The organism is Salinarimonas sp. (assembly GCF_040111675.1).
Taxonomy (GTDB): Bacteria; Pseudomonadota; Alphaproteobacteria; order Rhizobiales; family Beijerinckiaceae; genus Salinarimonas.
The window spans coordinates 3,045,488-3,071,634 of the sequence record NZ_CP157794.1; the positions used below are offsets into that span (position 1 = coordinate 3,045,488).

Here is a 26,147-nt window from a genome sequence, read left to right on the forward strand (position 1 = left end):
GAAGGTGGCTCGGCGAAGCCGAGACGGATGGGGCGCGGCGCGCGAGCGACGCGTTCCGCGCAGCGGAAGCTTACCGGCGGCCGTCACGCTCCACCGTGCTGTTTCGGCTTCGCCGAACGCGCGTGCCGCGCGCCCCATCCGTCACCGCGCTGTCGCGCGGCGACACCTTCCCCTACAGGAAAGGAAAGGGCTCAGCGCCCCTGCCGAACCCCCAAACAGAAAAAAGGGCGAGCGGCGCAAGCCGCTCGCCTTCAGCCTCGAACGCCGCGGGGGCGGGAAACTCCCCAGCCGATCCGGGAGAGGGGTTCCCCGAGGATCCTCACTCCGCCGCGGCGTGCTGGGCGTGGAGCCCCGCGCCCCGCGCCATCAGCTTGTTGAGGGCGGCGAGATAGGCCTTGGCGGAGGCCACCAGCGTGTCCGGGTCGGCGCCGCGGCCGGTGACCGTGCGGCCGCCGGAATTGAGCCGTACCGAGACCTCGGCCTGGGCGTCGGTGCCCTCGGTCACCGCGTGGACCTGGTAGAGCTCGAGGGTCGCCTCGTGGGGCGCGAGCGCGTGGATCGCGTTGAAGACGGCGTCGACCGGCCCGTTGCCGTCGGCCTCCTCGGTGACGACGCGGCCCTCCATCTCGAGCTTGAGGGTGGCGCGCTGCGGGCCGCGGGTGCCGGCGATCACCGAGAGCGAGACGAGCTTGATGCGATCGTGCGCCGTCGCGAGACGCTCGTCGACCAGCGCCTCGATGTCCTCGTCGTAGACGTGCTTCTTGCGGTCGGCCAGCGCCTTGAAGCGCTCGAAGGCGTCCTGCAGCTCGTTGTCGGAGACCTTGTAGCCGAGCTCCGCCAGCTTGGTGCGGAAGGCGTTGCGGCCCGAATGCTTGCCCATGACCAGCGAGGTCTTGGTGACGCCGACGGACTCGGGCGTCATGATCTCGTAGGTCTGGGTGTGCTTGAGCATGCCGTCCTGGTGGATGCCGCTCTCGTGCGCGAAGGCGTTGCGGCCGACGATGGCCTTGTTGTACTGCACCGGGAAGGAGGTCGCGTTGGCCACCACCTTCGAGGCGCGGGTCAGCATGGTCGTGTCGATGCCGGTCTCGTAGGGATAGGCGTCGCCGCGGGTCTTGATCGCCATGACGATCTCCTCCAGCGCCGCGTTGCCGGCCCGCTCGCCGATGCCGTTGATCGTGCACTCGACCTGCCGCGCGCCGCCGACGACGCCCGCGAGCGAGTTCGCCACCGCCATGCCGAGATCGTTGTGGCAATGGACCGAGAAGATCGCCTTGTCGGAATTCGGCACGCGGTTGCGCACGGTCTCGAACAGGGCGCGGTACTCGTCCGGCGTGGTGTAGCCGACGGTGTCGGGGATGTTGATCGTCGTCGCGCCGGCCTTGATCGCGGCCTCGACGCAGCGGCACAGGAAGTCCATCTCCGTGCGCGTGCCGTCCTCGGCGGACCACTCGACGTCCTCGACGAGGTTCCTCGCGCGCGTCACCTGGTCGATGACCAGCGCCAGCACCGCGTCCGGCTCCTTCTGGAGCTTGTACTTCATGTGGACGGGCGAGGTGGAGATGAAGGTGTGGATGCGCGGGCGCACGGCGTGGCGCACGGCCTCGCCGGCGCGCTCGATGTCCTTGGGGTTGGCGCGCGAGAGCCCGGCGACGACGGCGCGCTTCACGCGCCGGGAGATCTCGGACACGGCCTCGAAATCGCCGATCGAGGCGATGGGGAAGCCCGCCTCGATGATGTCGACGCCCATCGTGTCGAGCAGTTCTGCGACCTCGAGCTTCTCCTCGAGGGTCATGGTCGCGCCGGGGCACTGCTCGCCGTCGCGCAGGGTGGTGTCGAAGATCAGGACGCGGTTGGAATCGGTGGACATGGTCTGCTTCCTATCGGGATCGTGCATCGGGCGCTCTCTCGCGAGCGCCGGCTCGGGTCTCGATCTCCCCTGAAGGCCCAGGCGCGCGCCCGGACGGCCCTCAGGGGCTGATAAGGAGCAGGAGGCCGAGAAGAAGCGCGCCGCCGCCGAGAGCCGGCGCGGCAAGGAAGGCGCTGCGATGGGAGCCGGCCACGGCCAAGGCTCTCTCCTCGTATCGAACTGCGCCGCACGGAGCGGCGGGAACGCTCGTCTTGTACCCGCAGGCGCGGCTCAGGGCAAGGCCGAAGGCGCGACGCCGCCTCGCGCCCCGGCGCGGCGAGGCTCCGGCATCCGCGAGCGGCTGTGCTAGGCTCGCGCGTACGAACCCGATTCGCAGACGGGAGACGTCGCCGTGACCGCTCGCAGGCCCTTCGCAACCGCCTCCTTCAAGCCCCTCCTCGCGGCAGCCGCGGCGGCCCTGCTGCTGGCCGCCTGCACCCAGACCGGTGGCCCGACGGCCTCCGCGTCCGGCCCGGCGGTAGCCGCGGCGAGCCTCGACCTGCCGGGGTCCGGCGCCTGCGCCCGGGAGATCCGCGCCTTCCGCGACCTGCTCGACCGGGACAAGGAGACCGGCTTCGTCGGCCCCACCGTCTACCGCGACGCCACGCGCGACCTCGCCGGCCCGGCCGCGACCTGCCGCGCCGGGAACGACGCGGCCGCGCGCGCCGAGCTGCGGGCGGTGAAGACGCGCTACGGCTATCCCGCCTGATCCGCGAAGGCGCGCTCCAGGAACAGCGGCATGAAGGGCGGCGTGCGCGCCGGGTCGAGCGCGTCGGCGCGGCGCACGACGTGGATGTCGGCGAGCTCGGGCTCCTGCTGCGCGGCCAGCGTCGCGCGGATGCGCGCGGCCAGCGGCTCGGCGTCGCCGAAGGCCTGGACGTGCCGCAACAGCGCGCAGAAGCCGCCGATGCGCACGATCGTCCAGCCGGTCGCCTCGACCTCGTGCGGCGCGATCCCGGTCTCTTCTTCCAGCTCCCGCAGCGCCGAGCCGGCGAGATCGACCGATCCGTCGGGGCGCACGTCCTCCATGTCCGGCGTGCCGCCGGGAAAGTAGAGCCGCCCGGCATTCGCCGTGTGCGCGCCCATCTCGCCGACGAGATAGGCGCCGTCGCGCGACCGCAAAGCCGCGAGGGCGAAGCCGTTGACGACGCTCGGGTCCGGGAATCCCTCGGCCTTGAAGTGGAGCAGCGTCGCGTAATCGACCGGGAAGTAGGTCGCCGCATAGACGCCATCCGAGACCTGCGGGGCGCGCGCCATCAGCACGCGGCCGTTGAACAGGCGCGGCTTCTCGGCGCGGCGCCGCTCCCAATGCGCCGCGATCGCCTCCCGGTTCGCCTCGCGCCACTCCCAGACGACGTGCGGATCGTAGCGCGCGTCGATCCGCGCCACGTCGGCCAGAATCGGCCCGTCGCTCATTGGTGCACCTTCGGGCTGGCGGATGCGGAGCCGCGGAGCGGCGTAGTATTCGCCAGCCCGAGCGCCTGCCGCGACGGCCGGCGTCGCTTGCCCTTCGAGGGCCCGTATGAGACCCGCCGCGCGGCAGGTGCCGGGAGGACCGGACGGACCACGGGGTGTAGCGCCTGAGCCTGCCAGCCGGAGCGCCTTCCAATGAGCGATCCGCACGACCTCCCGGCTCGGGTGAGGGTACACCGAACCGGGAGACGTCGCCTATGCCTTTCACTGTTGGTTTCGACTGGGGCGGCGCGGGCCATGCGGCCTGCGTCCTCGACGAGACGGGTGCGGTCCGCGCACGCCTCGACGTCCCGCACACCGCCGCCGGCCTCGCCAAGCTCGTGGCCGCGCTCGCGCGCATCGCGCCCGTCGGCGAGATGCCGGTGGCGATCGAGCGCCCGTCCGGCCTCGTCGTCGACACGCTCGTCGCCGCCGGCCATCCGGTCGTGCCGATCCACCCGAACGTCGTGAAGGCCTGCCGTCCGCGCTATCGCGCCGCCGGCGGCAAGTCCGATACGGGTGACGCCTACATGCTCGCCGATATCCTGCGCACCGACGGGCATCGCTTCGCCCCGCTGCGCCAGGCCTCCGACGCGGTCAAGGCGCTGCGCGCCCTCGTGCGCGGGCGCGACGACCTCGTCGCCACGCGCGTCGGCCTCGCAAACCAGCTGCGCAGCCTGCTCGAAAGCTTCTGGCCGGGCGCCGCCGCGATCTTCGCCGACGTCGACAGCCCCGTCGCCCTCGCCTTCCTCGCCCGCTACCCCACGCCCGAGAGCGCCGCACGACTCGGCGAGAAGCGCATGGCCGCCTTCATGGCCCAGGCCCGCTACAGCGGCCGCCGCAGCGCCGCCGAGCTCCTCGCCCGCCTGCGCGCCGCGCCGATCGGCCTCGCCGGCCGGGACGAGAGCGAGGCCAAGGGCGAGATCGTGCGCGCCCTCGTCGTCGCCCTCGAGCGCATCGTCGCCGCGATCCGCGACCTCACCGCCCGCATCGAGCACGACGTCGCCGAGCTGCCCGACGGCCGCATCGTCATGTCCTTCCCGCGCGCCGGCCGCATCAACGCCGCCCAGATCCTCGCCGAGATCGGCGACGACCGCGCGCGCTTCCAGACCGCAGACCAGCTCGCCGCGGAGGCCGGCGTCTGCCCCGTCACCCACGCCTCCGGAAAAAGCAGGGGCGTCGTCTTCCGATGGGCCTGCAATCACCGTCTGCGCGCCGCCCTCACCTGCTTCGCCGACAACTCCCGCCATGCCTCCCCCTGGGCCGCCGACGTCTACATGCGGGCCAGGCAGCGCGGATGCAGTCACCCCCACGCCGTCCGTATCCTGGCACGCGCCTGGATCCGCATCCTCTGGCATGCCTGGCGAGATCGAGCCGAATACGAACCCGCACGCCATCTCGCCGCGCAAAAATGCGCCGCGTAGAAAAACAGAGGTGGACACGGGGTGTCTCATACGTGGAACTCGCCGCGCGCCACCACGACCGCGCCGCCGCCGATCTCGGCGGAGGCGAGGGCGCCGTTCTCGATGACGAGCTGGAGCGAGATGACGCTGCGCCGGCCCATCTCGACGCCCTGCTCGATGAGCACGTCGTGCGTGCCCTCCCCCATCGGCTCGTGCTCCATGAGCGCGCCGGCGAAGGCGGCCGCGGCGGAGCCGGTGGCGGGGTCCTCCATCACGCCGGCGCCGAGCCCCATGCCCACCATCCGGGCGCGGAAGGCGAGGCCCGCGCCGAACGGCGCGCGGGTGTAGACGTAGGCGGCCGGATGCGTGCTGTCGCCGAACACCGCCTCGAACTGGGCGCCGGGCTTGATCCGCGCCAGCGCCTCGACGGAGCGCACCGGCACGAGGTCGTAGGGTACGCCCGCCGTGTGGCGGCTCGGGAGGTGGCGGTCGAAGCCGATGTCCTCCGGATCGAGCCCGAGCGCCATGGCGCAATCGGCCGAGCTCTTGCCCTCCCCGAACGGCACCGGCAGCTTCGGCAGGTGAAAGCGGGCGCGACCCTCGCGAGGGCCACGGGTCTCGGCGACGCAGGGAACGACCCCGACCTTTTCCTCGAGCCCGAAAGCCTGCGCGTCGGCGCCGCCGGAGCCGTGCTCCAGCGCGAGCAACACGGCCGAGCCGACGGTGGGATGCCCGGCGAAGGGCAGCTCCAGGACCGGCGTGAAGATGCGCAGCTGCGCGCGATGACGATCGCTCTCCGGCGGCAGCACGAAGACCGTCTCGGAGAGGTTGAACTCGCGGGCGATGCGCTGCATCGCGGCCGTGTCGAGGCCGTCCGCGTCGAGCACGACGGCGAGCGGGTTGCCTTCGAGGGCGGTCTCGGTGAAGACGTCGAGGACGGCGTAGCGGCGGGGCATCGGGGCTTCCTTCGTGGCCTTGCGGACGGGCGTCTTTGTGGCTCAGCCGGCGCGTTCAGGCAAATCGATCTCGACGACGAGCGGGCAATGATCGCTCGCCCGCGGCCGGTCCCAGCCGATGCGCGGATAGCGGTCGGCGCGGCTCGCGAGCCAGCCGATCGAGCGGTCGGGATGGGCGGGGTCGAGGGGCACGCGGTAGGGCAGCCCGCGGCGCAGGATCTCGACGCGGGGGGCGGAATTCGCCTCGGCGAGGGCCGGCGAGAGCAGGACGTGGTCGATCTGGACGTGCTGGTCGGCGACGACGCGGCCCTCGGACGTTTCGCGGTGGTAGTAGGTCCAGCGCTCGGTCTCCGGCAGTCCGGCGCAAGGATCGACGGCGAAGTCCTCGAGGAGCGGCTCGACGCCGCTGCGCTCCGCGCGGCGGACCTCCCCGCCGGGCAGGATCGCCAGCGGCGAGGCGTTGAGATCGCCGGCGACGATCCAGGGCGCCTCGCGCCAGGCCTCGCCGAAGCGCCGCTCGACGATGGCGCGCACGGCGCGCGATTCGGCGGCGCGCAGGGCCGGAGAGGCGCCGCGCGGGCCGTAGCCGGTGGACTTCAGATGGCAGATGAAGAGCGTCAGCGAAGCCTCGCCGAACTCTAGGGAAACCTCCAGGCAATCCCGGTTGAACACCTTCGCGTCCTCGGGGATGCCCATGTCCTTCAGCTCGGGATCGTAGACCCCCAGCTCCGCGAAGGTGGCGTCCTTCCAGGAGCGCGCGCGCACCTGCTTCTCGTCGGCGAAGAGGTCCTTGCGCGCGGCGAAGGCGACGTCGATGCCGCGCGGGTCGTTGCCCGGCATCAGCCGCATGTGGCCGTAGCGGATGTCCGACACGGCGTGGACGTAGTTCGACAGGAAGGGCGCGAGCACGCCGAGCCCGTCCACCTCCTGCAGGCAGAGAATGTCGGCGCGGGTCTCGGCGATGGCGAGCGCGGTGGCCTGGCGCTCGTCGTCCTCGAGCGCCACGGCGGTGGCCGCCTGGATGTGATCGCGCATCTCCGGGTCGGCGAAGTCGAACAGCGACAGCGCCGGCCCCGTCTGCGGCCGCGCCTTCGGGCCGTAGGCGTTGCGCGAGACGAGGTTCTCGACGTTGAAGGTGGCGATCCGCAGCCGCATGGCTGCGATCCTACCCCAGGCCGACGGTCTGCGCAGCCTTGGCGAGGAGGCCCTTCTTGTTCGGGTCCTCGATGATCTCGACGATGTTGCCGTCGGGATCGCGGAAGTAGGCGAACTTCATGCCCTTCAGCTCCGGCGTCTCGTCGCCGAAATGGCAGGGCTCGCCGTGGAAGACGTAGCCCTCCGCCTTCATCGCCTCGTAGGTGGCGTCGACGTCCTCGACGAGGAAGCAGACGTGCTTGGAGCCCGGAACGTAGGCCTGGGGCTGCACCTTGGCCTCGGGCGGCTCGCGCACCTCGATCAGCTCGACGGCGACCCCGCCGGAGACCTCGTAGAAGGCGACGCGCGCCACCGTCCGCTCCACCTGGAACTGGCGGGCGAGACCGGCGGACTTGTCGATGTCGGCGCGCTGCGTCGGCTTCATGCCGAGCAGCTTGTCGTAGAAGGCCATGGCGACGTCGAGGTCGCTGACGATCATGCCGACATGGTGCAGGCGCGAGAGGGTGAGGGTCATGGAAATCGCTCCCGGTTGCGCGGGGTGAACCGTGTCCCCGCGCCAACGGGAGCGCGCCGCTCCGGTTCCGGCGCCCTCAAACCGCCTCGACGGGGAAGCGCCGCGTCGGGTTCACGAACTCGTCCTGCGCCGCCACCGTGAGGATCTCGCGCGAGCCGGCGTCCTGCGTGCGCTTGAGCAGGCCGTAGATCGCAGCCCCCGCTTCCGCGAGCGCCGTCTCGGCCGAGCCGGAGCGGGCGTAATGGACGAAGAAGAGCGCCGCGATCGCATCCCCCGCGCCGTTGACCGAGACCGAGAGCATCGGCGTGCGCAGCCGCCAGAAGCGCCCGCCCTCCCCCGCCAGCAGGTCGATGCAGCCGTCGGGCGTGTCCTCGACGTGAAGCGAGGTGACGAGCACGACCCGCGGCCCGCGCTCCTGCACGGCGCCGACCGCGGCCTTGGCGTCGGCGAGCGTCTTCGTGTCGCGGCCGGCGAGAAAGTCGAGCTCGAACTGGTTCGGCGTGACGATGTCCGCCGCCGGCACGGCGTGGTCGCGCATGAATTCCGGGATGCCCGGGCGCACGAAGACGCCGCGGCCGACATCGCCGATGACGGGATCGCAGCAATAGAGCGCGTCCGGGTTCGCCGTTCGCACCCGCGCGACGGCCGACAGGACGGCCGTGCCGATGTCGGAGGAGCCCATGTAGCCGGAGAGCACGCCGTCGCAGGACGGCAGCACGCCGCGCTCGGCGATGCCCTCCACCAGCTCCTCGATGGCCGGCCCGTCGAAGACGCGGCCCTTCCAGGCGCCGTAGCCGGTATGATTCGAGAACTGGACCGTGTGGATCGGCCAGACCTCGCAGCCGAGGCGCTGCATGGGGAAGACGGCCGAGGCGTTGCCGACATGGCCGTAGGCGACGTGGGACTGGATCGAGAGGATGTTCATGGGCGCGCCGTGCTCGCAATGGATGCGCTCACCATAGCATCCCCGAACGCGCGCGTCATGACGGGCGCGGCGGCGACCGCCGCGCCCGGAAGGCTCAGTTCTTGTCCTTGTCGACCAGCGCCTTCTCCTTGATCCAGGGCATCATGTCGCGCAGGCGCGCGCCGACGTCCTCGATCGGATGGGCGGCGTTGCGCGCGCGGATGGCCTTGAAGGAGGTCTGGGCGACCTTGTTCTCGAGCATCCAGTCGCGGGTGAACTTGCCGGTCTGGATGTCGTCGAGCACGCGCTTCATCTCGGCCTTGGTCTCGGGCGTGATGATGCGCGGGCCGGTGACGTACTCGCCGTACTCGGCCGTGTTGGAGATCGAGTAGTTCATGTTGGCGATGCCGCCCTCGTAGATGAGGTCGACGATCAGCTTCACCTCGTGGAGGCACTCGAAATAGGCCATCTCCGGCGAGTAGCCCGCCTCGGTCAGCGTCTCGAAGCCGGCGCGGATCAGCTCGACGAGGCCGCCGCAGAGCACGACCTGCTCGCCGAACAGGTCGGTCTCGCACTCCTCGCGGAAGGTCGTCTCGATGATGCCGGCGCGCCCGCCGCCGATGGCGGAGGCGTAGGAGAGGCCGAGATCGTGCGCATTGCCCGAGGCGTCCTGAGCGATGGCCACGAGGCACGGCACGCCGCCGCCACGCTGGTACTCGGAGCGCACGGTGTGGCCCGGGCCCTTGGGCGCGACCATCAGGACGTCGAGATCGGCGCGGGGCGTGATCAGGTTGAAGTGGACGTTGAGGCCGTGGGCGAACATAAGGGCGGCGCCCTGCTTCATGTTGGCCTCGAGGTGGTCCTTGTAGATGTCCGCCTGCAGCTCGTCGGGCGTGAGCATCATGACGACGTCGGCCCAGCGCGCCGCGTCGGCGACGCTCATGACCTTGAGGCCGGCGGCCTCGGCCTTGCGGGCGGAGGCGGAGCCCTCGCGCAGGCCGATCGCGACCTCGGCGACGCCCGAATCCTTCATGTTCAGCGCATGGGCGTGGCCCTGGCTGCCATAGCCGACGACGGCGACCTTCTTGCCCTTGATCAGGTTGATGTCGGCGTCGCGATCGTAATAGACGCGCATGGTCGTTTCCCTTCTCACCCGGGGGGCGCACCCCCATCGATCTTCCATCCTCTCGGGGCTCGCCCCGCGTGCCGCCGGCGTTTCGTTGCGCAGGCCCGTCCGGCCGCGCAACATCGCTGCACGCCGCGCACGCTTGTAGCGGGGATGGCGGCGGGCGCAAGGGCTTCCGCGAAAAAGGGCTCGGGCGTGAGACGAAAGCGGGACGGGCGTGCTATCCCCTCCCGCGACGCCACCACGCGGAGGATCCGATGAGCGCGCTCGCCACCGACCGGGAGATCGTCGATTTCTGGGAGGCCGCCGGCCCGGAGAAGTGGTTCTCGAAGGACGAGGCCCTCGACGGCGAGATCCGCGAGCGCTTCGGGGAGACGCACCAGGCGGCCGCCTCCGGCCGGCTCGACGAGTGGGAGCTCACCCCGCAGGGATCGCTCGCTCTGCTCATCCTGCTCGATCAGTTTCCGCGCAACATGTTCCGCGGCACCAAGGACGTCTACCGCACGGACGCGGCGGCGCTGCTCGTCGCCGAGCGGGCGATCGAGCGCGGGCACCACAAGGCCTTCCCGCCGCCGATGTGCCGCTTCTTCTTCCTGCCCTTCCAGCACGCCGAGGACCTCGCCATGCAGGAGCGCGCGGTGGCGCTCAGCGAGGAGGCCGGGGACGAGGACGGAGTGAAGTGGGCGCGCCACCATCGCGACATCGTCGCCCGCTTCGGCCGCTTCCCGCACCGCAACGCGATCCTCGGCCGGGAGACGACGCCCGAGGAGGCGGCGTTCCTCGAGGAGAGCGCCTTCCGCGGCTGAGCGGCGGGGATCAGGATCGCATTCCCGAACGCGCGCTCGCACGGCTTTCCTTTCCCGCGCGGACGCTGCTAGCATCCGTGCGGGCGCGACACGCGCGGATCGGCGACGACGAGGGAAGGACGGCTCATGGATACGGGGACGACGATGCGGGCGGCGAACGACGTGCACGCGCCCAACGACCTCTCATCCTGGTGGATGCCCTTCACGGCGAACCGCGCCTTCAAGGCGGCCCCGCGCATGATCTCGGGCGCCAAGGGCATGCATTACCACACGCCCGACGGCCGCCAGGTGATCGACGGCATCGCCGGCCTGTGGTGTTGCAACGCCGGCCACAATCGCGACGAGATCGTCTCCGCCATCCAGCGTCAGGCCGCGGAGCTCGACTATTCGCCGGCCTTCCAGTTCGGCCACGCCCAGGGCTTCGCCGCCGCCTCGCGCATCGCGCAGCTGGCGCCGGGCGACCTCGACCACGTGTTCTTCACCAATTCCGGCTCGGAGGCGATCGACACCGCGCTGAAGATCGCGCTGGCCTACTGGAACGTCTCCGGCCAGGGCCAGAAGACCCGGCTCATCGGCCGCGAGCGCGGCTATCACGGGGTCGGCTTCGGCGGCATCTCGGTGGGCGGCATCGTGGCGAACCGCAAGTTCTTCGGCACGCTGCTGGCCGGCGTCGACCACCTGCCCCACACCTATTCCCGCGAGCACCAGGCCTTCACCAGGGGCGAGCCCGAATGGGGCGCGCATCTCGCGGACGACCTCGAGCGCATCGTCGCCCTGCACGACGCCTCCACTGTCGCGGCGGTGGTGGTCGAGCCGATGGCGGGCTCGACCGGCGTGCTGCCGCCGCCGAAGGGCTACCTCAAGCGCCTGCGCGAGATCTGCGACAAGCACGGCATCCTCCTGATCTTCGACGAGGTGATCTCCGGCTTCGGGCGCTTGGGCTTCGCCTTCGCCGCCGAGCGCTACGGGGTCGTGCCCGACATGATCACCTTCGCCAAGGCGGTGAACTCCGGCACGGTGCCCATGGGCGGCGTCATCGTGCGCAAGGGCCTGCACGACGCCTTCATGAAGGGGCCGGAGCACGTCATCGAGCTGTTCCACGGCTACACCTATTCCGGGCACCCGCTGGCCTGCGCCGCGGCGATCGCGACCCTCGACATCTACCGCGAGGAGGACCTGTTCGCCCGCGCCCGCGCGCTGGAGCCGGTCTGGATCGACGCGATGATGTCGCTCGAGGACCTGCCGAACGTGCTCGACATCCGCGCGGTGGGCCTCGTCGGCGCCATCGACCTCGCCCCGCACGCGGACGGCGTCGGCAAGCGCGCCTTCGCGGCGATGGACCAGGCCTTCCGCGAGCACGACGCGGTGATCCGCATCACCGCCGACACGATCGCGCTGACCCCGCCGCTCATCATCACCGAGGACGAGATCGGCGAGCTGATCGACAAGGTGGGCCGCGTCATCCGCGCCGTGGCCTGATGCGCGAGCACGGCCCATGCTGATGCGGCGCGACCGCGCGCAGCTCCTGGTGATCGACCTGCAGGAGCGCCTCCTCGCCGCGATCCCGCGGGGCCAGGCGGCGCTCGCGCGCGCGGCGATCGTCACGCGCGCGGCGGCGCGGCTCGGCGTTCCGGTGGCGGCGAGCGAGCATTATCCCAAGGGCATCGGGCCGCTCTCGGGGGCGATCCGCGCGGCGATGCCGAACGACGCCCCGGTCTTCGAGAAGATCGCCTTCAGCGCCGCCGCCGATGCGGAGATCGCCGGCTGGCTGGACGCCAACCGGGCGCGCGGGCGCGACCAGGTCGTGCTCGTCGGGACCGAGGCGCATGTCTGCGTCCTCCAGACGGCGCTCGACCTGATCGACCGCGGCTATGCGGTCTTCGTCGTGGCCGACGCGGTGGCGAGCCGCGCCGAGGAGAGCGTCCACGCCGCCACCGCGCGCCTGCTCCACGCCGGCGGGCACTCGGTCACCAGCGAGATGGCGCTGTTCGAGTGGGCCGAGCGGGGCGACGACCCGGCGTTCAAGGACGTGCTGGCGCTGGTGAAGTGAGGGGCGCTCGGCGATCGCGCGATTTGCGGCGAGTGCCACCGGGTGCTACCTTGTCCCTGGAGCCACTCCGGGAGCGCAGCAGATCCATGACCGTGAAGCCCTCGATCTCGCTCACCGACGACCAGTACGCCTTCGTCCGGAACCTGGTCGAATCCGGCAGGTTCGGCAGCGTGAGCGCCGTCGTCCAGGAGAGCTTGAAAGTCTTCCGCGAGCGGATCGAGGACGAGGAAATGGAGCGCGAAGCGCTGCGGCGCGTGCTCCTCCCCCGCCTGGAGGGCGAGTTCGTCACCGGCGAGGAGATGGATGCCATGATCCTCGCCATGATTGCCAAAGAACATCGCGACGATGACCTTTGAGCTCCGCGTCGCGCGTGGCGCGTCGAGGGACTTTCGCCTGATTTATCGCCACCTGCACGCGAGCTATCGGAGCTTCGGGGAAACAAGCGCCGACGCACGGCTGCGCGCCACGCAGCGCGTCCTGGATATTCGAATGCGCGCGCATGCGCTGGCAGCGCACCCGTTTCGTGGGCAGCGCGACGATGACGTCTCGCCCGGTCTGCGGCACGTGACGATGGACCGGGCGATCTACTATTTCACGATCGACGAGCCACGCGCACTCGTGATCCTGGTCGGCGTCTTCCTCGAGGGACAGGAGCACCGTCGGCGCATGCTCCTGCGCCTCCTCTCGGAGTGACCACCTACCGCGGCTCCGTCTGGCTCGCGCCGGTGGGGTCCTGGCCGGCGGACGCGATGTAGCCCTTCAGCTCGTCGATCGAGCCGAACAGGAGGCGGCCTTCGGGTGTTTCCGCCTCGATCGAGCCGTCGGAATACATCACGTAGCGGTTCGCGCCGGAGACGTGGGTGCCCACGACGACCGGCGCCCCGGGCGCCTCGGCCGCGGGCTCGGCGGGGCTCTCGCCCAGGGCGGCGTCCTCCGCCTCGGGCGCATTCGCGGGGGCGGCCTCGGCTTCGGTCTCTTCGGCCACCTCCGCGAGCGCGCGGCCCGGCTCGCGCGGAGGCGCCGGCTCGGAGAGCGCCGCGGCGAGGCGGTCGACCTCCTCGCCCGCCGCCTCCTCCTCCCGAGCGTCCGGCGCGGGCGCCGCCTGCGGCTGGGCCGGGACACCGAACGCGGCGGCGCTCTCCTCGAGGCGACGGCTGAGCGCCTGCGCCTCGGCCTCGATGCGGCCGCGCTCGCGCCGGCCGACGACCGGCTCCTCGATGCCGGGGCCCGCGGCGGCCGCCGCCCCGGGAACCGGCTCCGGCGCGGGAGACGTCGCGACGTCCTCGGGCTCGGGCTCGGGCGCCGGCTGCGCCGCCTCGCCGGCGCGCACGGCGTCCGACACCGGGGTCGCGCGCTCCGTCTCGGCGCGCTCCTCCTCGGCTCGCTCCTCCTCGGCGCGCTCCTCCTCGCCGCGATCCCGCTCGCCGAGATCCGCCTCGACCGGCTCCTCGCCGACCCGGCCTCTCTCTTCCGGCTCCGGCTCCGACGTGCCCAGATCGAGCGGGGGCAGGCCGCCTTCGGGCTCCGGCGCCGGCCGCGTCGCGCCGGGCGCCACCGCCTCCGCCGCCACCCCGCCGATGCCGAGAGCCGCGACCGGCGCCGGCCCGGCGGGGGCGACGGGTTCCTGCGGCGGTATCTTCTGGGGCACCTTGGGCTCGATCTCCCGCGCCGGCGGCGGCGGCACGGGCTCGGCCCGCGCCACTGGCGCGCCGGTCGCCTCGGCCGGCGTCGGACGCTTGGGGAAGGCGGGCGCCTGCGTCCGCGCCGCGGCGCGCACGGCTTCGCCCAGTGCGTCGAGCCGCTTCGCCAACGCCTGCGCCACGGCCGCGACGCCGCCGAGCACGAGGCCGCCCGTCGCGAGGGTCGCGCCGGCGATCAGCATCGACCAGCCGCGCTCGAGCAGCAGGAGCTCCCATCCCGCGAAAACCGCCCAGGCGCCGGCCAGGACCATGACGGCGGCGAGGCCGTAGAGAGCTGCGAACATGAACCCACCTTCGATACGCGTGACCGTCGAACGCCGCGCCACGGTAAGGGCTGCCTGCGCCCTTGCCAATCAACCAAGGTTATCTCGACGCCATCCTGCCGCGCATTCGCCGGAGGAAAATTCGCCGAAAAACCCCGCTGACGCGTTTCCTCACGTGCCGCGGGCCCCCGCGCCCGGTTGCCGCGGCGACGTACGAGGCTTAGTTCTGAGGCGCCGCGCGCACGAGCGCGCTCCGAGATCCCAGGTCAAGGAGGTAACCCCATGTCTTTCGAGCTCCCCCCGCTGCCCTACGCCTACGACGCGCTCTCTCCCTACATGTCGGCCGAGACGCTGGAATTCCATCACGACAAGCATCACAACGCCTACGTCACCAAAGGCAACGAGCTGCTCGAGGGCTCCGAGCTCGCCGGCAAGTCCGTCGAGGAGGTCGTCAAGGGCTCCTACGGCACGAACCAGGCGCTGTTCAACAATGCCGGCCAGCACTACAACCACCTGCATTTCTGGCACTGGATGAAGCCCAACGGCGGCGGCCCGATCCCCGGCGCGCTCGAGAAGAAGATCGTCGAGGACCTCGGCGGCGTGGACAAGATGAAGGCCGACTTCACCGCGGCGGGCGTCGGCCAGTTCGGCTCCGGCTGGGCCTGGCTCGCCGTCAAGGACGGCAAGCTCGCCATCATGAAGACGCCCAACGGCGAGAACCCCCTCGTCCACGGCGCCACGCCGATCCTCGGCTGCGACGTGTGGGAGCACTCCTACTACATCGACTACCGCAACCGCCGCCCCGACTACCTCAAGGCCTTCCTCGACCACCTGGTGAACTGGGAATACGTCGAGAAGCTCTACAACGAGGCGATCTGAGCGGATCGGATCACGGACGGGGCCCCGCGGGGCCCCGTTTTCGTTTCGGGGACGCGTCAGGCCGCGTAGACCGCCAGCAGGATCGGAAGCGTGACGAGCGCGACGAGCAGGGAGGCGATGATCGCCACGGACGTCTCGTCCTCGAAATGCTGATACTTCGAGGCGAACACGAACACGCCCGCCCCGATCGGCTGCGCGGCCATGATCAGCGCCGCCACGAACCAGGGATCGCTCGTGCTCATGCCGAGCACCCAGACCGCGACGACGAAGGTAACCAGAGGCTGGATGACGATCTTGATGCCGATGAGGGGCAGGATCGTCGCGATCCGGCGTCTGTCGAGCAGCGCGGAGGCGTCCAGCTGAGCGAGCCCCAGCCCGAGCGCGAACAACGCGGTGGGACCGGCGGCGGCTCCGAGGAAGTCGGCGAAGAGCGCCAGCGAGCGGGGAAGCTCGACACCGGATACGCTGACGACGACGCCGGCCGCGACGGCGACCGTGAGGGGATTCGTCAGCGTCGCCTTGAGCGCGCCGCCGATCGCGCCGCCCGCCCCGCCGGGCCCGTCACGGCGTGCGAGCAGATCGTTGATCAGGATGACGGTCATGATGACCGGCACGTTGTGCAGGATCGTCGCGATGGCCGCCGGCACCGCCGCCCCCGTCCCCAGCGCCGTGATCAGGATCGGGACGCCCATGTAGCCGGTGGTTCCGTACGACGCGGCCATGGCGGGAATCGTCGCCCTCGGCATGGCGGCGCCTGCCGCGCGAGCGGCGAGGAGCCCGAGCACGAAGGCGGCGCCGATCCCGGCGAGCGTCGCCCCCATGAAGCTCCATTGCTGCAGTTCCGCCGGATCGGCCCGCGCCACGGCGACGAACAGCAGCGCCGGCAGCGCCCCGTAGAGCACGTATTCGTTCAGCAGCCGCGTCCCGGCCTTGTCGACGCCCCGCCAGAGCGCGAACAGATAGCCGGCGAGGATGACTGCGAAAATGGGCGCGACGATCTCGATCATCTATCGTTCTCTTTCATTCTCGTGATTCACGCCCCCAAATGCGGACCGGCGGGATGCCCCGCCGATCCGCCGTCCAGAGACGAAGGTCAGAGCGCGAGCTCACGCGCCCGCGCGATGGCGGCCTCCTCGAAGAGCACGTCCTCGTCGTAGAGGGATACGATGTTCGCGATCAGCTCCTCGTAGGCGGTGCGCTTCGCCGCATAGGTCTCCGCCATCTCGGCCAGCAGGGCGGCGCGAAGCGGCTCGAGCGCATTGGCCTTCTCCTGGGTCGCGATTCCGGCTCTGCGCAGGATGTCCCGGAGCGTCTCGTCGTGCGTTCCCACGTCGGTCAGGAACTTGCGGGCGCGCCGTTCCGACCCGAGGTAGTCCGGGATGTTCGCCACCCCGAGGTTCTCCCAGTTGACGATTCGCCCCGAGACGGGCCGGTAGACGTTCGGGACGACGAGGAACGTGTCCTCGGCGGCGTACGCCGTCTCCCGAACGGTCTCGTGATCGAGCGCGAGGCCGCGGATCGTGATGTTCTTCTCCTCGAATATTCTCAGGAGAACCTCGATCGCGGGCAGGCCCGAACGATTGCCGAAGCCGGCGAAGCCGCCTTCGATCAGATCGAAGCCGTGATAGATCGAGGTGAGGGCGTTCTGCAGGCCGAGGCCCTTGTCGTCGTGCGCATGGACGCAGAAGCTCAGGTCGGGATACGCGTGAACCAGGTTGGCGGCGAGCACCGCCATCGTCTCCGGGTAGCAGACCCCGAGCGAATCGTTGATCCGGACGGTGCGGATCCCGATCGCCACCGACCGGTCGATCTGGTCGACGATCCTCGCGTAGGCCTTCTCGTCGACGCCCGACGAGAAATTGTTCAGAAGGCTCACGCGGAAGTGCCGGAAGCCGATCGATCGGAACTTCTCGCAGGCACGCTCGAACAGGCGCTCCTCGGACCGGTGATCCACCATGCCGAAGCTGATGCATACCCGGTCCTTGAGGTGATCGGGGAAGCGCGTGAAACGCTCGTACAGCGGCTCCCAGCAATTGAGCAGCAGGATGAACGCCAGCTGGACGCCGTCGGCGTCGCCGTCCCGTTCCAGGTCGGCGAGGATCTCGGCCATCAGGTCCGGGTCCGTAGGGGCGGAGCCGAAGACCACGTCGCGCACGCCGGTGGCGACGATCCGCTTCGTCAGGGCCGCCTTTCGGTCGGCGGGAACCGCGAAGGGGCAGCGCTCGGCCCCTTCGCGCATGGTCTCGTCGAGGAGACCCGTCAACTCGAAATTCTCGTAACGCGGCACGTGGCCTTTGGGAAATGTCAGGTTCATCGTGCGGCTCTCTGTTGGAGTGATGGTGCGGCGCACAATCAGGCATTTACGCAATCACGAGTCAATAAGCATGCCCGCACGTTGTATAGACACCATCAGCCAACTCCGGCAGCAGTTGCACGATTCATATTCATACTCCTTTGATTGCTTTCTGTCCAGGCACAGCAGCGCGACGGCCGGTTCGCCGCGCGGGAGAGCGCCGAGGATGATGCACTGCAGCGAGAATGAACCTCACGGGCCCTCTCCCCGACGAAACCACCGCACCCGTTCGCCGGCAGAGGAGAGCCCGCCATGATCCCGCGCTTCACCGAGACCGCCCCCTGGGAAGCCGGCTTTTCCGCGATCTACGACGCCGAGATCGCGCCCGAGCTCGGCGAGGTCGAGGCCGAACGGCAGGCGTTGCGGCGGACGCGCAACCGTCGCATCGCCGCGAGCGTCGCGATCGGGCTCGCCGCGTTCGTCTTCGCCGTCGCCGCGATCCCGCCCGGGGACGGGCGCGTCATCGCCTTCGGCTTCGTGCCGGCCCTCACCGCCTTCGCCATCGTCGCGAGCCATTTCCTGGGCCAGGCGGCCTATTCCGACCGGCTGAGAAACCTCGTCATGCCGCGCGCCGCCCGGCTCTACGGCCTCGCCTACGACCGCGAGGCGAAGGGCGCGCCGGACGTCGAGCCCTTCGAGCGGCTCGGCCTCCTGCCGAAGGGCGAGCTCACCCTCAGCGACAGCGTCGCCGGACGCCACCGCGATCTCGACGTCGCGCTCGTGGAGGCGCGGGTTCGGCGGCGCGGCGGCAAGGGCAAGAGGGTCCTGTTCCGCGGGTTGCTGCTGCGCGTCTCCACCGAGACGCCCGCGCCGACGCCGATCGTGATCGCGCCGGAGCACGGCGGGCCGCTGAACGCGCTCGCCGCCGCCTTCGGGCGCTATGGCGGCGGCGGCCTCCGGCGCGTCGAGACAGGCCTGCCGACGTTCGAGCGCCTGTTCGAGCTGCGCGCCGGCGATCCCGACGCGGCCCGCGCCTGGCTGCCGGCCTCGCTCCTGCACGGCCTCGTCGCGCTGGCGGCGGAGGAGGCGCGCTGGAAGGGAGAGCCCGCCGTCACCGCGGCCTTCCAGGGCGAGGCGTTCTATCTCGCCATCCGCCGCAACGCGCCGTTCCTGGAGCCCGGCGCGCTGGGCGAGAGCGTCTCCGGGCTCGAGCCGCACCTCCACGCGCTCCTCGCCGACCTCAGCCTACCGCAGCGCCTCGTCGACCGGCTGGTCGGCGCGAGCGCCGATGTCGACGCCGCGTGACCGGCGCGTGCGAATCGCGCAGCCTGATCGCGAGACCGAGGGAGCAGAGCCGTGACGCCGACCTTCACCGAGCAGCACCCCTGGGAGGAGGGCTTCGCCGAGGTCTTCGCCCGCGAGATCGTCCCGCGGCTCGGGCCGCTGGAGAAGAAGCGCCGCGCGATCCTCGCCAAGCGCAAGAACCGGCTCCGCGTCGTCGGCGGCGTCACGGTCGTTGCGCTCGCCGCGGCCTGGCTGTTCGCGCCCGGGTGGGAGATCGCCGCGGTGATCTCGGCCTTCGTCGCCTTCGGCGCCCTGGCGGCGACGATCCTCGTGTTCAGCTTCGGGCAGGACGCGTTCTCCGAGCGGGTGACGGCCGAGATCATGCCGCGCGTCGCCGATTTTCTCGGCATGCGCTTCGATCCGAAGGCCGCCGAGCGGCCGGACATCGGCGCCTTCCGGGACGCCGGCCTCGTCTCCCAGTACGAGCGCGCCGGGTTCTCGGACGGGCTCGCCGGCCATTATCGCGGCGTCGACTTCACCGCCTGCGAGGCGAGCCTCTCCAAGACCGAGCGCGACACCGACAGCAAAGGCAGGAGCCGCACGAAGCGGGTGACCGTCTTTTCCGGCGTGATCGCCACCTTCTCCGTGCCGCGCCCGGCGCCGGGGGTGATCGTCATCCGCCGCGACGTGGGGCGGGTGCTCAACGCCGTGTTCGGGTTCTTCGACAGCCGGTTCAAGGGGCTCGAGAAGGTCGAGATCCCCCATGCCGGCTTCGAGGAGGCCTTCGAGGTGCGCGCCGAGAACCCGCAGGCCGCGCGCGACTTCGTCACCGGTCCCTTCCTCGACGCCCTGCTCGCGCTCTCGCAGGGCGAGGGCGAAGCGCAGCCGCGTCCCGTCGGCGGCGCCTTCGTCGGCGATCGATTCCACCTGACCGTCTCCGGCCTCTCGCTCGCCTCCGTCGGCCCGGTCTCGGAAAGCCTCGACGCCATCGAGCCGCGCCTGCACGCGACGCTCGCCGACATGCGCTTTCCGCTGCGCGTGATCGATCGGTTCTATGGCGAGTGACGGCGAGCCGTGCTTCGCCGGCGGAACGGGAAGCGACAGGGGCCGTGCCTGCTCACCCGCGTTGACGCGCGCCGCCACTTGCCCTAACCGCGGCGCAGACCTCAACGCCCAGGAGAGGAGCGCATGACCAAGGCCCAGATCGCCGCGATCATCGAGAACATCGTCAAGCAGCAGCTGGACGATTGCCAAACCGCGATCAAGGCCGGCCAGCGCACCATCGCCCTGAACGAGCTGGCGGACGCGGTGGCGCAGCTCAAGCAGCTGGCCAAGATCGTCAAGAAGAGCTGACCCACCGACCAGCGCGCGGCGCCGCACGACGGCATGCGTCGCTATTTCGGTTTTCCTAGAAATACCGTTGACAACGATCCCGCCCCGCGCCACCCTGCCGCCATGGACACCACGATCGTCATCGCCAAGCGCCTCGAGGCGCTCGGCAACCCCACGCGGCTCGCCATCTACCGCGCCCTGGTGCGCGCCGGCGAGGCCGGGCTCGCGGTCGGCGCGCTGCAGGAGCGCGTCGGCGTGCCGGCCTCGACGCTCTCGCATCACCTGCGCACGCTCGTCGGCGTCGCGCTGGTGACGCAGGAGCGCCAGGGCACGAGCCTGATCTGCCGGGCGAACTACCCCGTGATGAACGGGCTCGTCGCCTTCCTGTCGGAGGAGTGCTGCGTCGATTCGAGCTGCGCGCCCCGCCCCGTCCGGAGCGCGCGCGAGGAGGCGGTGTAGCGCTTTTTCGCGCTCCCCTATTTCCAAATTTCTGGAACTATCGTCCACCGTAGGAGCCCCTCATGCCCGCGCCGTCCAGTCCCGCTCTCGTCGATCTCCCCGTCGCCATCCTCGGCGCCGGCCCCGTCGGCCTCGCCGCAGCGGCGCATTGCGCCGAGCGCGGGCTGCCCTTCGTCGTCCTCGAGGCCGGCGCCGCGGTCGGCGCCCATGCCCGGGACTGGGGGCACGTGCGCCTGTTCTCGCCCTGGCGCTACGACGTCGATCCGGCCGCGGCGCGCCTGCTCGCGCGCGCCGGCTGGACGCCGCCGGAGCCCGACGCCCTGCCCACCGGCGCCGAGCTCGCCGAGCGCTACCTGGAGCTGCTGGCTCAGGCGCTCGCCGCCCACGGACGCGTCGAGACCGGCGCGCGGGCCGTCGCGATCAGTCGCGCCGGCCGGGACAAGGTGAAGAGCCCCGGGCGCGCCGGGACGCCGTTCCTCGTCGACGTCGTCCATGCGGACGGCCGGCGCAGCCGACTCGCCGCCCGGGCCGTGATCGACGCCACCGGCACCTGGGCGACGCCGAACCCGCTCGGCGGCGCGGGCGTGCCCGCGCTCGGCGAGGCGGAGGCGGCCTCGCGCATCGCCACCCGCATTCCGGACGTCCTCGGCCGCGAGCGCGCGCCCTACGCCGGCGCGCGCACGCTCGTCGTCGGCGCGGGCCACTCGGCGGCTAACGCCGTCATCGACCTCGCCCGCCTCGCGGAGGAGACGGGCGAAGGCGCGGTCGTCTGGGCCGTGCGCGGCGCGCGGCCGATCCGCGCCTTCGGCGGCGGCGAGGAGGACGAGCTCCCGGCCCGCGGCGCCCTCGGCGCCCGGCTGCAGGCGCTCGTCGCCGGCGGCGGGGTGCGGCTCGAGACCGGCTTCGTCGCGGCCGCGATCTCGGAAGACGCGGACGGCGCGCTCGTCGTCGCCGACGGGGCGGGCCGCACGGTCGGCCCGGTCGACCGGATCGTCGCCCTCACCGGCCAGCGGCCGGATCTCGGCCTCGCGCGCGAGCTGCGCATCGACGTCGACCCGGTGCTCGAATGCGCCCGCCCGCTCGCCGCGGAGATCGACCCGAACCTGCACGCCTGCGGCAGCGTCGCCCCGCACGGCCACGCCGCCCTCGCCCACCCGGAGCCCGGCTTCTTCATCGTCGGGGCGAAGAGCTACGGCCGCGCGCCGACCTTCCTGATGATGACCGGCTACGAGCAGGTTCGCTCGGTGGTCGCCGCCCTCGCCGGCGCGTGGGCGGAGGCGGACCGGGTCTCGCTGGTGCTGCCGCAGACCGGCGTGTGCACGAGCGATCTCGACGTCGGCTGCTGCGCTCCCGCCGCAGCCCCGGCGAGGACGCCCGCCCGCTCCTGCTGCGGAGCCGCCGCTTGACCCCTCCGCCCGCCGCCGACGCTGCCCTCGACCGCGAGACCCCGGCCGACGCCCCGACGAGGCCCTCCCGCCCCGTGGTGATCACGGTCCTGGGGATCACCCAGATCCTCGCCTGGGGCTCGACCTTCTACCTCCTGACCGTGCTCGCCCCCGTGATCGCGGCCGAGACCGGGTGGCCCAAGACCTTCGTCGTCGGCGGGCTGACGCTGGGCCTCGTCGCGGCGAGCCTGGTCTCGCCGCGGGTCGGGCGTATGGTGGAGGCGACCGGCGGCCGGCCGGTGCTCGTCGGCTCGGCGCTGACCATGGCCGCGGGGCTCCTCGCGCTCGGGCTGGCGGAGAGCCGGATCGCCTATCTCGCCGCCTGGCTGGTGATCGGGCTCGGCATGGGCGCCGGCCTCTACGACGCCGCCTTCGCGACGCTGGGGCGGCTCTACGGCTCCACGGCGCGCTCCGCCATCACCACGCTCACCCTGTTCGGCGGCTTCGCCTCCACGGTGGGATGGCCGCTCTCGGCCTACTTCGTCGAGACCTTCGGCTGGCGCGGCGCCTGCTTCGCCTATGCGGCGATCCACGTCCTCGTGGTGACCCCGCTCTACCTCGCGCTCCTCCCCCGCCGGCCGGCGCCGGCGCCCGTCGCGACGACCGCCGCGGCCGGCGCGCCGACCCCGGGCGCGAAGCCCGCTCGATCGTCAGGCGACGACCGCCTGCTGCGCCTCACCCTCTCGGCCGCCCTCACGGTCAGCGGGCTCGCGACCGCCATCGTCTCGGTGCACCTGATCACGCTCCTGCAGACCCGCGACCTCGCGCTCGCCGCCGCGGTCGGCCTCGCGGCGATGGTGGGCCCGAGCCAGGTCGGCGCGCGGGTGCTGGAGGCCGCCATCGGCCGGCGCTACCACCCGATCTGGACGGCCGCGGCCTCGGCGCTCCTGACCTTCACGGGCGTGACGATCCTGGCGTCGGGCGCGGCGATCCTGCCGCTGGCGCTGATCTCGTACGGCGCGGGGATCGGCATCCGCTCCATCGTCAAGGGCACGCTGCCCCTCGCCCTCTTCGGCCCGCACGGCTACGCCGCCCTGATGGGCCGCCTCGCCCTCCCCCAGCTTCTCGTCGCCGCGCTCGCGCCGCTCGCCGCCGCGTGGCTGCTCGACGCCGCCGGGCCGACGGCGCTGCTCTGGGCGCTGATGGGCGTCACCGCGCTCGACGCGGTGTTCGTGGCGCTGATCTGGGCGCAGATGCGGGGGCGCTAACGGATGTCATCCCGGACGCCGAAGGCGATCCGGGACCCAGAGCCGCCGCGCTTTCCTCAGCGGCGTGCAACGCCGCGTCCCGCCATCGGTGATGACGGCATGAAGGCCGCGGGACGCGCGCGCTTTCGCGCACGCTGAATGAACCGATGGTGGATCTGGGTCCCGGACTTGCTTCGCAATCCGGGATGACAGGGCTTTACCCCCCCAGCCGCCGCAACGCCTCGGCGATCTTCGCCCGACGGGCCCGCACCGCCTCCAGCCGCTCGCGCATCTCCTCGACGACCTCCTCCTTGGCGTTCTTCAGGAAGGCCTCGTTGGAGAGCTTGGCCTTTGCCTTGGTCTCGTCGGTCTCGAGCTTGCCGTCCTCCTTGAGGAGGCGGGCGCGCTCGGCCTCGATGTCGACGACGCCCTCGAGGGGGAGCGCCGCGCTCTCGCCCCGCACGACGAGGAGCGCGCTCGCCTTGGGCGCGGTCTCGGCGGCGGTGATCTCGGAGACGCGGGCGAGGCGGCGGATCATGTCGGACCAGGCCTGCGCCCGCGCCTGCACCTCGGCTGAGGGCGAGAGCAGCAGGAGCGGGATCTGCGCGCCGCCGGCGACGCCGGTCTCGGAGCGCGCGGAGCGGATCTCGGAGACGAGGTCGACCACCCAGCCGATCTCGGCCTCCGCCGCCGCGTCGAGGAGGGCCGAATGGTCCGGCCACGCGGCGAGCGCCAGCACCGGCTCGTCCCGCGCGGGGCCGACCTCGCCCTTCGCCGCCCAGAGCTCCTCGGTGATGAAGGGCATGAACGGGTGGAGCAGCTTGCAGACCTGGTCGATCAGGAAGGCGGCGGTGGCGCGGGTCTCGTCCTTGGCCGGCCCGTCCTCGCCCTGGAGCACGGGCTTCGAGAGCTCGAGATACCAGTCGCAGAAGACGTTCCAGGTGAAGCGATAGGCGGCGGCGGCCGCATCGTTGAAGCGGTAGGCCTCGATCGCGGCGGTCACCTCGGCGAAGGCGCGGGCGCATTCGGAGAGCGCCCAGCGGTTGAGGGTCTCCTTGGCCGCCGTCGGATCGTAGCCGGCCGTGCGCGCGCAGCCGTTCATCTCGGCGAAGCGCGCGGCGTTCCAGATCTTGGTCGAGAAGTTGCGGTAGCCCTCGACGCGGGAGACCGCGAGCTTGATGTCGCGCCCCTGCGCCGCCATGGCGGTCAGCGTGAAGCGCAGGGCGTCGGCGCCGTACTGCTCGATCAGGTCGAGCGGGTCGATGACGTTGCCCTTCGACTTCGACATCTTGGCGCCCTTCTCGTCGCGGACGAGGGCGTGGATGTAGACCGTGTCGAAGGGCACCTCGTCCATGAAGTGAAGTCCCGCCATCATCATCCGGGCGACCCAGAAGAAGATGATGTCGAAGCCGGTGACGAGGGTGTTCGTCGGGTAGTAGCGACGCAGCTCCGGCGTCTCGTCCGGCCAGCCGAGCGTCGAGAACGGCCAGAGCGCGGAGGAGAACCAGGTGTCGAGCACGTCCTCGTCACGCACGAGCGCGACGTCGCGGCCGTGCTTGTCGCGGGCCTGCGCCTGTGCCTCCGCCTCGTCGGAGGCGACGAAGACGTTCCCCTCCTCGTCGTACCAGGCCGGGATCTGGTGACCCCACCAGAGCTGGCGCGAGACGCACCACGGCTCGATGTTCTCGAGCCACTGGAAATACGTCTTCTCCCAGGTTTCCGGCACGAAGCGCGTGCGCCCGTCCTTCACCGCCGCGAGCGCGCGCTCGGCGAGCGGCTTCACGTTCACGAACCACTGGTCCGTCAGATAGGGCTCGACGACGACGCCGGAGCGGTCGCCGTGCGGGACGGCATGGACGTTGGCGACGATCTCGGCGAGGAGGCCGCGCGCCTCCATCATCTCGACGACGCGCGCCCGCGCCGCGAAGCGGTCGAGGCCGTGCAGCGCCATCGTCTCGGGCTCGGGCGCGGCGTCCGCCAGAAAATCCTCGTTGTCCTCGAGCGCGACGTGAGCCGCGCGGTCGAAGATGTTGACGAGACGAAGGTCATGCCGCTTGCCGACCTCGAAGTCGTTGAAGTCGTGCGCGGGGGTGATCTTCACCGCGCCCGAGCCCTTCTCCGGGTCGGAATACGCGTCGGCGACGATCGGGATGCGCCGGCCGACCAGCGGCAGGATCGCGAACGTGCCGACGAGATCGGCGTAGCGCTCGTCCTCGGGATGGACGGCGACCGCCGTGTCGCCGAGCATGGTCTCGGGGCGCGTGGTCGCGACCGTGATGAAGCGCCCTGCCTGCCCCTCGATCGGGTAGCGGAAGTGCCAGAGATGGCCCTTCGTCTCCACCTGCTGCACCTCGAGGTCGGAGATCGCCGTCTGGAACTTCGGGTCCCAGTTGACCAGGCGCTTGTCCTTGTAGAGCAGGCCCTGGCGGTAGAGGTCGACGAAGACCTTCAGCACCGCCTTCGACAGCCCCTCGTCCATGGTGAAGCGCTCGCGCGACCAGTCGCAGGAGGCGCCCAGCCGCTTCAGCTGGTTGACGATCTTGCCGCCCGATTCCTCCTTCCAGGACCAGACCTCTTCGAGGAAGGCCTCGCGGCCCATCTCCCGGCGCGAGGGACGGCCCTCGGCGGCGAGCTTGCGCTCGACGACCATCTGCGTCGCGATGCCGGCGTGGTCCATGCCCGGCTGCCAGAGCACGTCGCGCCCGCGCATGCGCTCGAAGCGGCAGAGCACGTCCTGGAGCGTGTTGTTGAGCGCGTGGCCCATATGCAGCGAGCCGGTGACGTTCGGCGGCGGGATCACGATCGTGAAGGGGTCCGCGCCCACACGCTCGGGGCGCCCGGCGCGGAAGGCGTCGGCCTTCTCCCAGATCCCGGCGATGCGCGCCTCGACGGCGCGGTGGTCGAACGTCTTGTCCATCATCGAAGTCGGCCGATCGTGTCTCGAAACAGCGGAAATGCGCACGCGCGCCCGAAGGCTCCGGCTATCAACCGGAGCCCGGCGCGCAAGTCAACGGGCTGGGATGGCTCGCG

At 71.2% G+C, this 26,147-nt stretch carries 25 protein-coding genes; 14 read left to right on the forward strand and 11 right to left on the reverse strand.

Features of this window, described 5'->3' with window-relative positions; genetic code table 11:
• Window positions 1-319: 319 nt before the first annotated feature.
• A complete protein-coding gene (locus ABL310_RS14170) occupies window positions 320-1,870 on the reverse strand; it encodes a 2-isopropylmalate synthase (RefSeq protein WP_349367659.1) in 1,551 nt (516 codons plus the stop codon).
• 391 nt (window positions 1,871-2,261) lie between these two features.
• Here ABL310_RS14170 and ABL310_RS14175 point away from each other — a divergent pair, with 391 nt between their 5' ends.
• Complete coding sequence (locus tag ABL310_RS14175; RefSeq protein WP_349367660.1) at window positions 2,262-2,618, forward strand: hypothetical protein; 357 nt, start codon at window positions 2,262-2,264, stop codon at window positions 2,616-2,618.
• Here ABL310_RS14175 and ABL310_RS14180 read toward each other — a convergent pair.
• On the reverse strand, window positions 2,606-3,325 hold the full coding sequence (locus ABL310_RS14180; protein ID WP_349367661.1) for an NUDIX hydrolase: 720 nt from the start codon (window positions 3,323-3,325) through the stop codon (window positions 2,606-2,608). The two genes, ABL310_RS14175 and ABL310_RS14180, sit on opposite strands and share 13 nt — an antisense overlap.
• 254 nt (window positions 3,326-3,579) lie before the next feature.
• Here ABL310_RS14180 and ABL310_RS14185 point away from each other — a divergent pair, with 254 nt between their 5' ends.
• A complete protein-coding gene (locus ABL310_RS14185; RefSeq protein ID WP_349367535.1) occupies window positions 3,580-4,785 on the forward strand; it encodes an IS110 family transposase in 1,206 nt (401 codons plus the stop codon).
• 26 nt (window positions 4,786-4,811) lie between these two features.
• Here ABL310_RS14185 and ABL310_RS14190 read toward each other — a convergent pair whose 3' ends face one another.
• The 5 genes from ABL310_RS14190 to ilvC all read right to left on the reverse strand — a co-directional run bounded on the left by ABL310_RS14190 (window position 4,812) and on the right by ilvC (window position 9,428).
• Window positions 4,812-5,720 carry a PhzF family phenazine biosynthesis protein gene (locus tag ABL310_RS14190; RefSeq protein ID WP_349367662.1) on the reverse strand — a complete coding sequence of 303 codons (909 nt, stop codon included), beginning with the start codon at window positions 5,718-5,720 and terminating at the stop codon, window positions 4,812-4,814.
• 42 nt (window positions 5,721-5,762) lie between these two features.
• On the reverse strand, window positions 5,763-6,875 hold the full coding sequence (locus ABL310_RS14195) for an endonuclease/exonuclease/phosphatase family protein (protein WP_349367663.1): 1,113 nt from the start codon (window positions 6,873-6,875) through the stop codon (window positions 5,763-5,765).
• Between the two features lie 10 nt (window positions 6,876-6,885).
• Window positions 6,886-7,389 carry a VOC family protein gene (locus tag ABL310_RS14200; protein ID WP_349367664.1) on the reverse strand — a complete coding sequence of 168 codons (504 nt, stop codon included), beginning with the start codon at window positions 7,387-7,389 and terminating at the stop codon, window positions 6,886-6,888.
• A gap of 76 nt (window positions 7,390-7,465) precedes the next feature.
• On the reverse strand, window positions 7,466-8,314 hold the full coding sequence (gene pdxY, locus ABL310_RS14205; RefSeq protein ID WP_349367665.1) for a pyridoxal kinase PdxY: 849 nt from the start codon (window positions 8,312-8,314) through the stop codon (window positions 7,466-7,468).
• A gap of 94 nt (window positions 8,315-8,408) precedes the next feature.
• Window positions 8,409-9,428, reverse strand: coding sequence for a ketol-acid reductoisomerase (gene ilvC / locus ABL310_RS14210; protein WP_349367666.1), 1,020 nt, complete (start codon window positions 9,426-9,428; stop codon window positions 8,409-8,411).
• A 248-nt stretch (window positions 9,429-9,676) separates the two neighbouring features.
• Here ilvC and ABL310_RS14215 point away from each other — a divergent pair, with 248 nt between their 5' ends.
• The 5 genes from ABL310_RS14215 (at window position 9,677) to ABL310_RS14235 (ending at window position 12,968) form a co-directional block, all read left to right on the forward strand.
• Window positions 9,677-10,225 (forward strand): DUF924 family protein, encoded by a 549-nt coding sequence (locus ABL310_RS14215; RefSeq protein WP_349367667.1) that lies wholly within the window; start codon window positions 9,677-9,679, stop codon window positions 10,223-10,225.
• 126 nt (window positions 10,226-10,351) lie between these two features.
• Window positions 10,352-11,704 (forward strand): aspartate aminotransferase family protein, encoded by a 1,353-nt coding sequence (locus ABL310_RS14220; protein ID WP_349367668.1) that lies wholly within the window; start codon window positions 10,352-10,354, stop codon window positions 11,702-11,704.
• 16 nt (window positions 11,705-11,720) lie between these two features.
• Entirely contained in the window at window positions 11,721-12,275 is a 555-nt protein-coding gene (locus tag ABL310_RS14225; protein WP_349367669.1) for an isochorismatase family protein, read from the forward strand.
• An 86-nt stretch (window positions 12,276-12,361) separates the two neighbouring features.
• A complete protein-coding gene (locus ABL310_RS14230) occupies window positions 12,362-12,631 on the forward strand; it encodes a type II toxin-antitoxin system ParD family antitoxin (RefSeq protein WP_349367670.1) in 270 nt (89 codons plus the stop codon).
• Window positions 12,621-12,968 (forward strand): type II toxin-antitoxin system RelE/ParE family toxin, encoded by a 348-nt coding sequence (locus ABL310_RS14235; RefSeq protein ID WP_349367671.1) that lies wholly within the window; start codon window positions 12,621-12,623, stop codon window positions 12,966-12,968. Before ABL310_RS14230 ends, ABL310_RS14235 begins: the two co-directional genes overlap by 11 nt.
• 4 nt (window positions 12,969-12,972) lie before the next feature.
• On the opposite strand, the gene ABL310_RS14240 is transcribed toward ABL310_RS14235, so the two are convergent.
• Window positions 12,973-14,259: a hypothetical protein gene (locus tag ABL310_RS14240; protein WP_349367672.1), complete on the reverse strand. Its 1,287-nt coding sequence runs from the start codon at window positions 14,257-14,259 to the stop codon at window positions 12,973-12,975.
• Window positions 14,260-14,520: 261 nt separating this feature from the next.
• Between ABL310_RS14240 and ABL310_RS14245 the strand changes: the two genes are divergently transcribed.
• Window positions 14,521-15,117, forward strand: a complete 597-nt coding sequence (locus ABL310_RS14245; RefSeq protein ID WP_349367673.1) for a superoxide dismutase — start codon at window positions 14,521-14,523, stop codon at window positions 15,115-15,117.
• A 56-nt stretch (window positions 15,118-15,173) separates the two neighbouring features.
• On the opposite strand, the gene ABL310_RS14250 is transcribed toward ABL310_RS14245, so the two are convergent.
• Together ABL310_RS14250 and ABL310_RS14255 are read right to left on the reverse strand one after the other, a co-directional pair.
• Window positions 15,174-16,124 (reverse strand): AEC family transporter, encoded by a 951-nt coding sequence (locus tag ABL310_RS14250; RefSeq protein WP_349367674.1) that lies wholly within the window; start codon window positions 16,122-16,124, stop codon window positions 15,174-15,176.
• Window positions 16,125-16,210: 86 nt separating this feature from the next.
• Entirely contained in the window at window positions 16,211-17,431 is a 1,221-nt protein-coding gene (locus tag ABL310_RS14255) for a hypothetical protein (RefSeq protein ID WP_349367675.1), read from the reverse strand.
• 291 nt (window positions 17,432-17,722) lie between these two features.
• Here ABL310_RS14255 and ABL310_RS14260 point away from each other — a divergent pair, with 291 nt between their 5' ends.
• The 6 genes from ABL310_RS14260 to ABL310_RS14285 all read left to right on the forward strand — a co-directional run bounded on the left by ABL310_RS14260 (window position 17,723) and on the right by ABL310_RS14285 (window position 23,138).
• Window positions 17,723-18,715, forward strand: a complete 993-nt coding sequence (locus ABL310_RS14260) for a DUF3137 domain-containing protein (protein ID WP_349367676.1) — start codon at window positions 17,723-17,725, stop codon at window positions 18,713-18,715.
• A 51-nt stretch (window positions 18,716-18,766) separates the two neighbouring features.
• The gene (locus ABL310_RS14265; protein ID WP_349367677.1) at window positions 18,767-19,759 is read left to right on the forward strand and encodes a DUF3137 domain-containing protein; all 993 of its coding nucleotides are present in this window, start codon (window positions 18,767-18,769) and stop codon (window positions 19,757-19,759) included.
• 123 nt (window positions 19,760-19,882) lie between these two features.
• Window positions 19,883-20,047, forward strand: coding sequence for a hypothetical protein (locus ABL310_RS14270; RefSeq protein WP_349367678.1), 165 nt, complete (start codon window positions 19,883-19,885; stop codon window positions 20,045-20,047).
• Window positions 20,048-20,149: 102 nt separating this feature from the next.
• Window positions 20,150-20,485: a metalloregulator ArsR/SmtB family transcription factor gene (locus ABL310_RS14275; protein ID WP_349367679.1), complete on the forward strand. Its 336-nt coding sequence runs from the start codon at window positions 20,150-20,152 to the stop codon at window positions 20,483-20,485.
• Window positions 20,486-20,547: 62 nt separating this feature from the next.
• Entirely contained in the window at window positions 20,548-21,891 is a 1,344-nt protein-coding gene (locus ABL310_RS14280) for an FAD-dependent oxidoreductase (protein WP_349367680.1), read from the forward strand.
• A complete protein-coding gene (locus tag ABL310_RS14285; RefSeq protein ID WP_349367681.1) occupies window positions 21,888-23,138 on the forward strand; it encodes an MFS transporter in 1,251 nt (416 codons plus the stop codon). The genes ABL310_RS14280 and ABL310_RS14285 overlap by 4 nt, the downstream gene beginning before the upstream one ends.
• Before the next feature lie 196 nt (window positions 23,139-23,334).
• Here ABL310_RS14285 and ABL310_RS14290 read toward each other — a convergent pair whose 3' ends face one another.
• The gene (locus ABL310_RS14290; protein WP_349367682.1) at window positions 23,335-26,037 is read right to left on the reverse strand and encodes a valine--tRNA ligase; all 2,703 of its coding nucleotides are present in this window, start codon (window positions 26,035-26,037) and stop codon (window positions 23,335-23,337) included.
• Between the last annotated feature and the right edge of the window lie 110 nt (window positions 26,038-26,147).

Bases quoted from the DNA above. Each gene is read 5' to 3' on its own strand.
- ABL310_RS14270 (WP_349367678.1), top strand. From the start codon at position 19,883: ATGACCAAGGCCCAGATCGCCGCGATCATCGAGAACATCGTCAAGCAG.
- ABL310_RS14255 (WP_349367675.1), bottom strand. From the start codon at position 17,431: ATGAACCTGACATTTCCCAAAGGCCACGTGCCGCGTTACGAGAATTTC.
- ABL310_RS14260 (WP_349367676.1), top strand. From the start codon at position 17,723: ATGATCCCGCGCTTCACCGAGACCGCCCCCTGGGAAGCCGGCTTTTCC.
- ABL310_RS14170 (WP_349367659.1), bottom strand. From the start codon at position 1,870: ATGTCCACCGATTCCAACCGCGTCCTGATCTTCGACACCACCCTGCGC.
- ilvC (WP_349367666.1), bottom strand. From the start codon at position 9,428: ATGCGCGTCTATTACGATCGCGACGCCGACATCAACCTGATCAAGGGC.
- ABL310_RS14280 (WP_349367680.1), top strand. From the start codon at position 20,548: ATGCCCGCGCCGTCCAGTCCCGCTCTCGTCGATCTCCCCGTCGCCATC.
- ABL310_RS14230 (WP_349367670.1), top strand. From the start codon at position 12,362: ATGACCGTGAAGCCCTCGATCTCGCTCACCGACGACCAGTACGCCTTC.
- ABL310_RS14190 (WP_349367662.1), bottom strand. From the start codon at position 5,720: ATGCCCCGCCGCTACGCCGTCCTCGACGTCTTCACCGAGACCGCCCTC.
- ABL310_RS14235 (WP_349367671.1), top strand. From the start codon at position 12,621: ATGACCTTTGAGCTCCGCGTCGCGCGTGGCGCGTCGAGGGACTTTCGC.
- ABL310_RS14200 (WP_349367664.1), bottom strand. From the start codon at position 7,389: ATGACCCTCACCCTCTCGCGCCTGCACCATGTCGGCATGATCGTCAGC.
- ABL310_RS14180 (WP_349367661.1), bottom strand. From the start codon at position 3,325: ATGAGCGACGGGCCGATTCTGGCCGACGTGGCGCGGATCGACGCGCGC.
- ABL310_RS14185 (WP_349367535.1), top strand. From the start codon at position 3,580: ATGCCTTTCACTGTTGGTTTCGACTGGGGCGGCGCGGGCCATGCGGCC.
- pdxY (WP_349367665.1), bottom strand. From the start codon at position 8,314: ATGAACATCCTCTCGATCCAGTCCCACGTCGCCTACGGCCATGTCGGC.
- ABL310_RS14195 (WP_349367663.1), bottom strand. From the start codon at position 6,875: ATGCGGCTGCGGATCGCCACCTTCAACGTCGAGAACCTCGTCTCGCGC.
- ABL310_RS14240 (WP_349367672.1), bottom strand. From the start codon at position 14,259: ATGTTCGCAGCTCTCTACGGCCTCGCCGCCGTCATGGTCCTGGCCGGC.
- ABL310_RS14275 (WP_349367679.1), top strand. From the start codon at position 20,150: ATGGACACCACGATCGTCATCGCCAAGCGCCTCGAGGCGCTCGGCAAC.
- ABL310_RS14220 (WP_349367668.1), top strand. From the start codon at position 10,352: ATGGATACGGGGACGACGATGCGGGCGGCGAACGACGTGCACGCGCCC.
- ABL310_RS14225 (WP_349367669.1), top strand. From the start codon at position 11,721: ATGCTGATGCGGCGCGACCGCGCGCAGCTCCTGGTGATCGACCTGCAG.
- ABL310_RS14215 (WP_349367667.1), top strand. From the start codon at position 9,677: ATGAGCGCGCTCGCCACCGACCGGGAGATCGTCGATTTCTGGGAGGCC.
- ABL310_RS14290 (WP_349367682.1), bottom strand. From the start codon at position 26,037: ATGATGGACAAGACGTTCGACCACCGCGCCGTCGAGGCGCGCATCGCC.
- ABL310_RS14250 (WP_349367674.1), bottom strand. From the start codon at position 16,124: ATGATCGAGATCGTCGCGCCCATTTTCGCAGTCATCCTCGCCGGCTAT.
- ABL310_RS14245 (WP_349367673.1), top strand. From the start codon at position 14,521: ATGTCTTTCGAGCTCCCCCCGCTGCCCTACGCCTACGACGCGCTCTCT.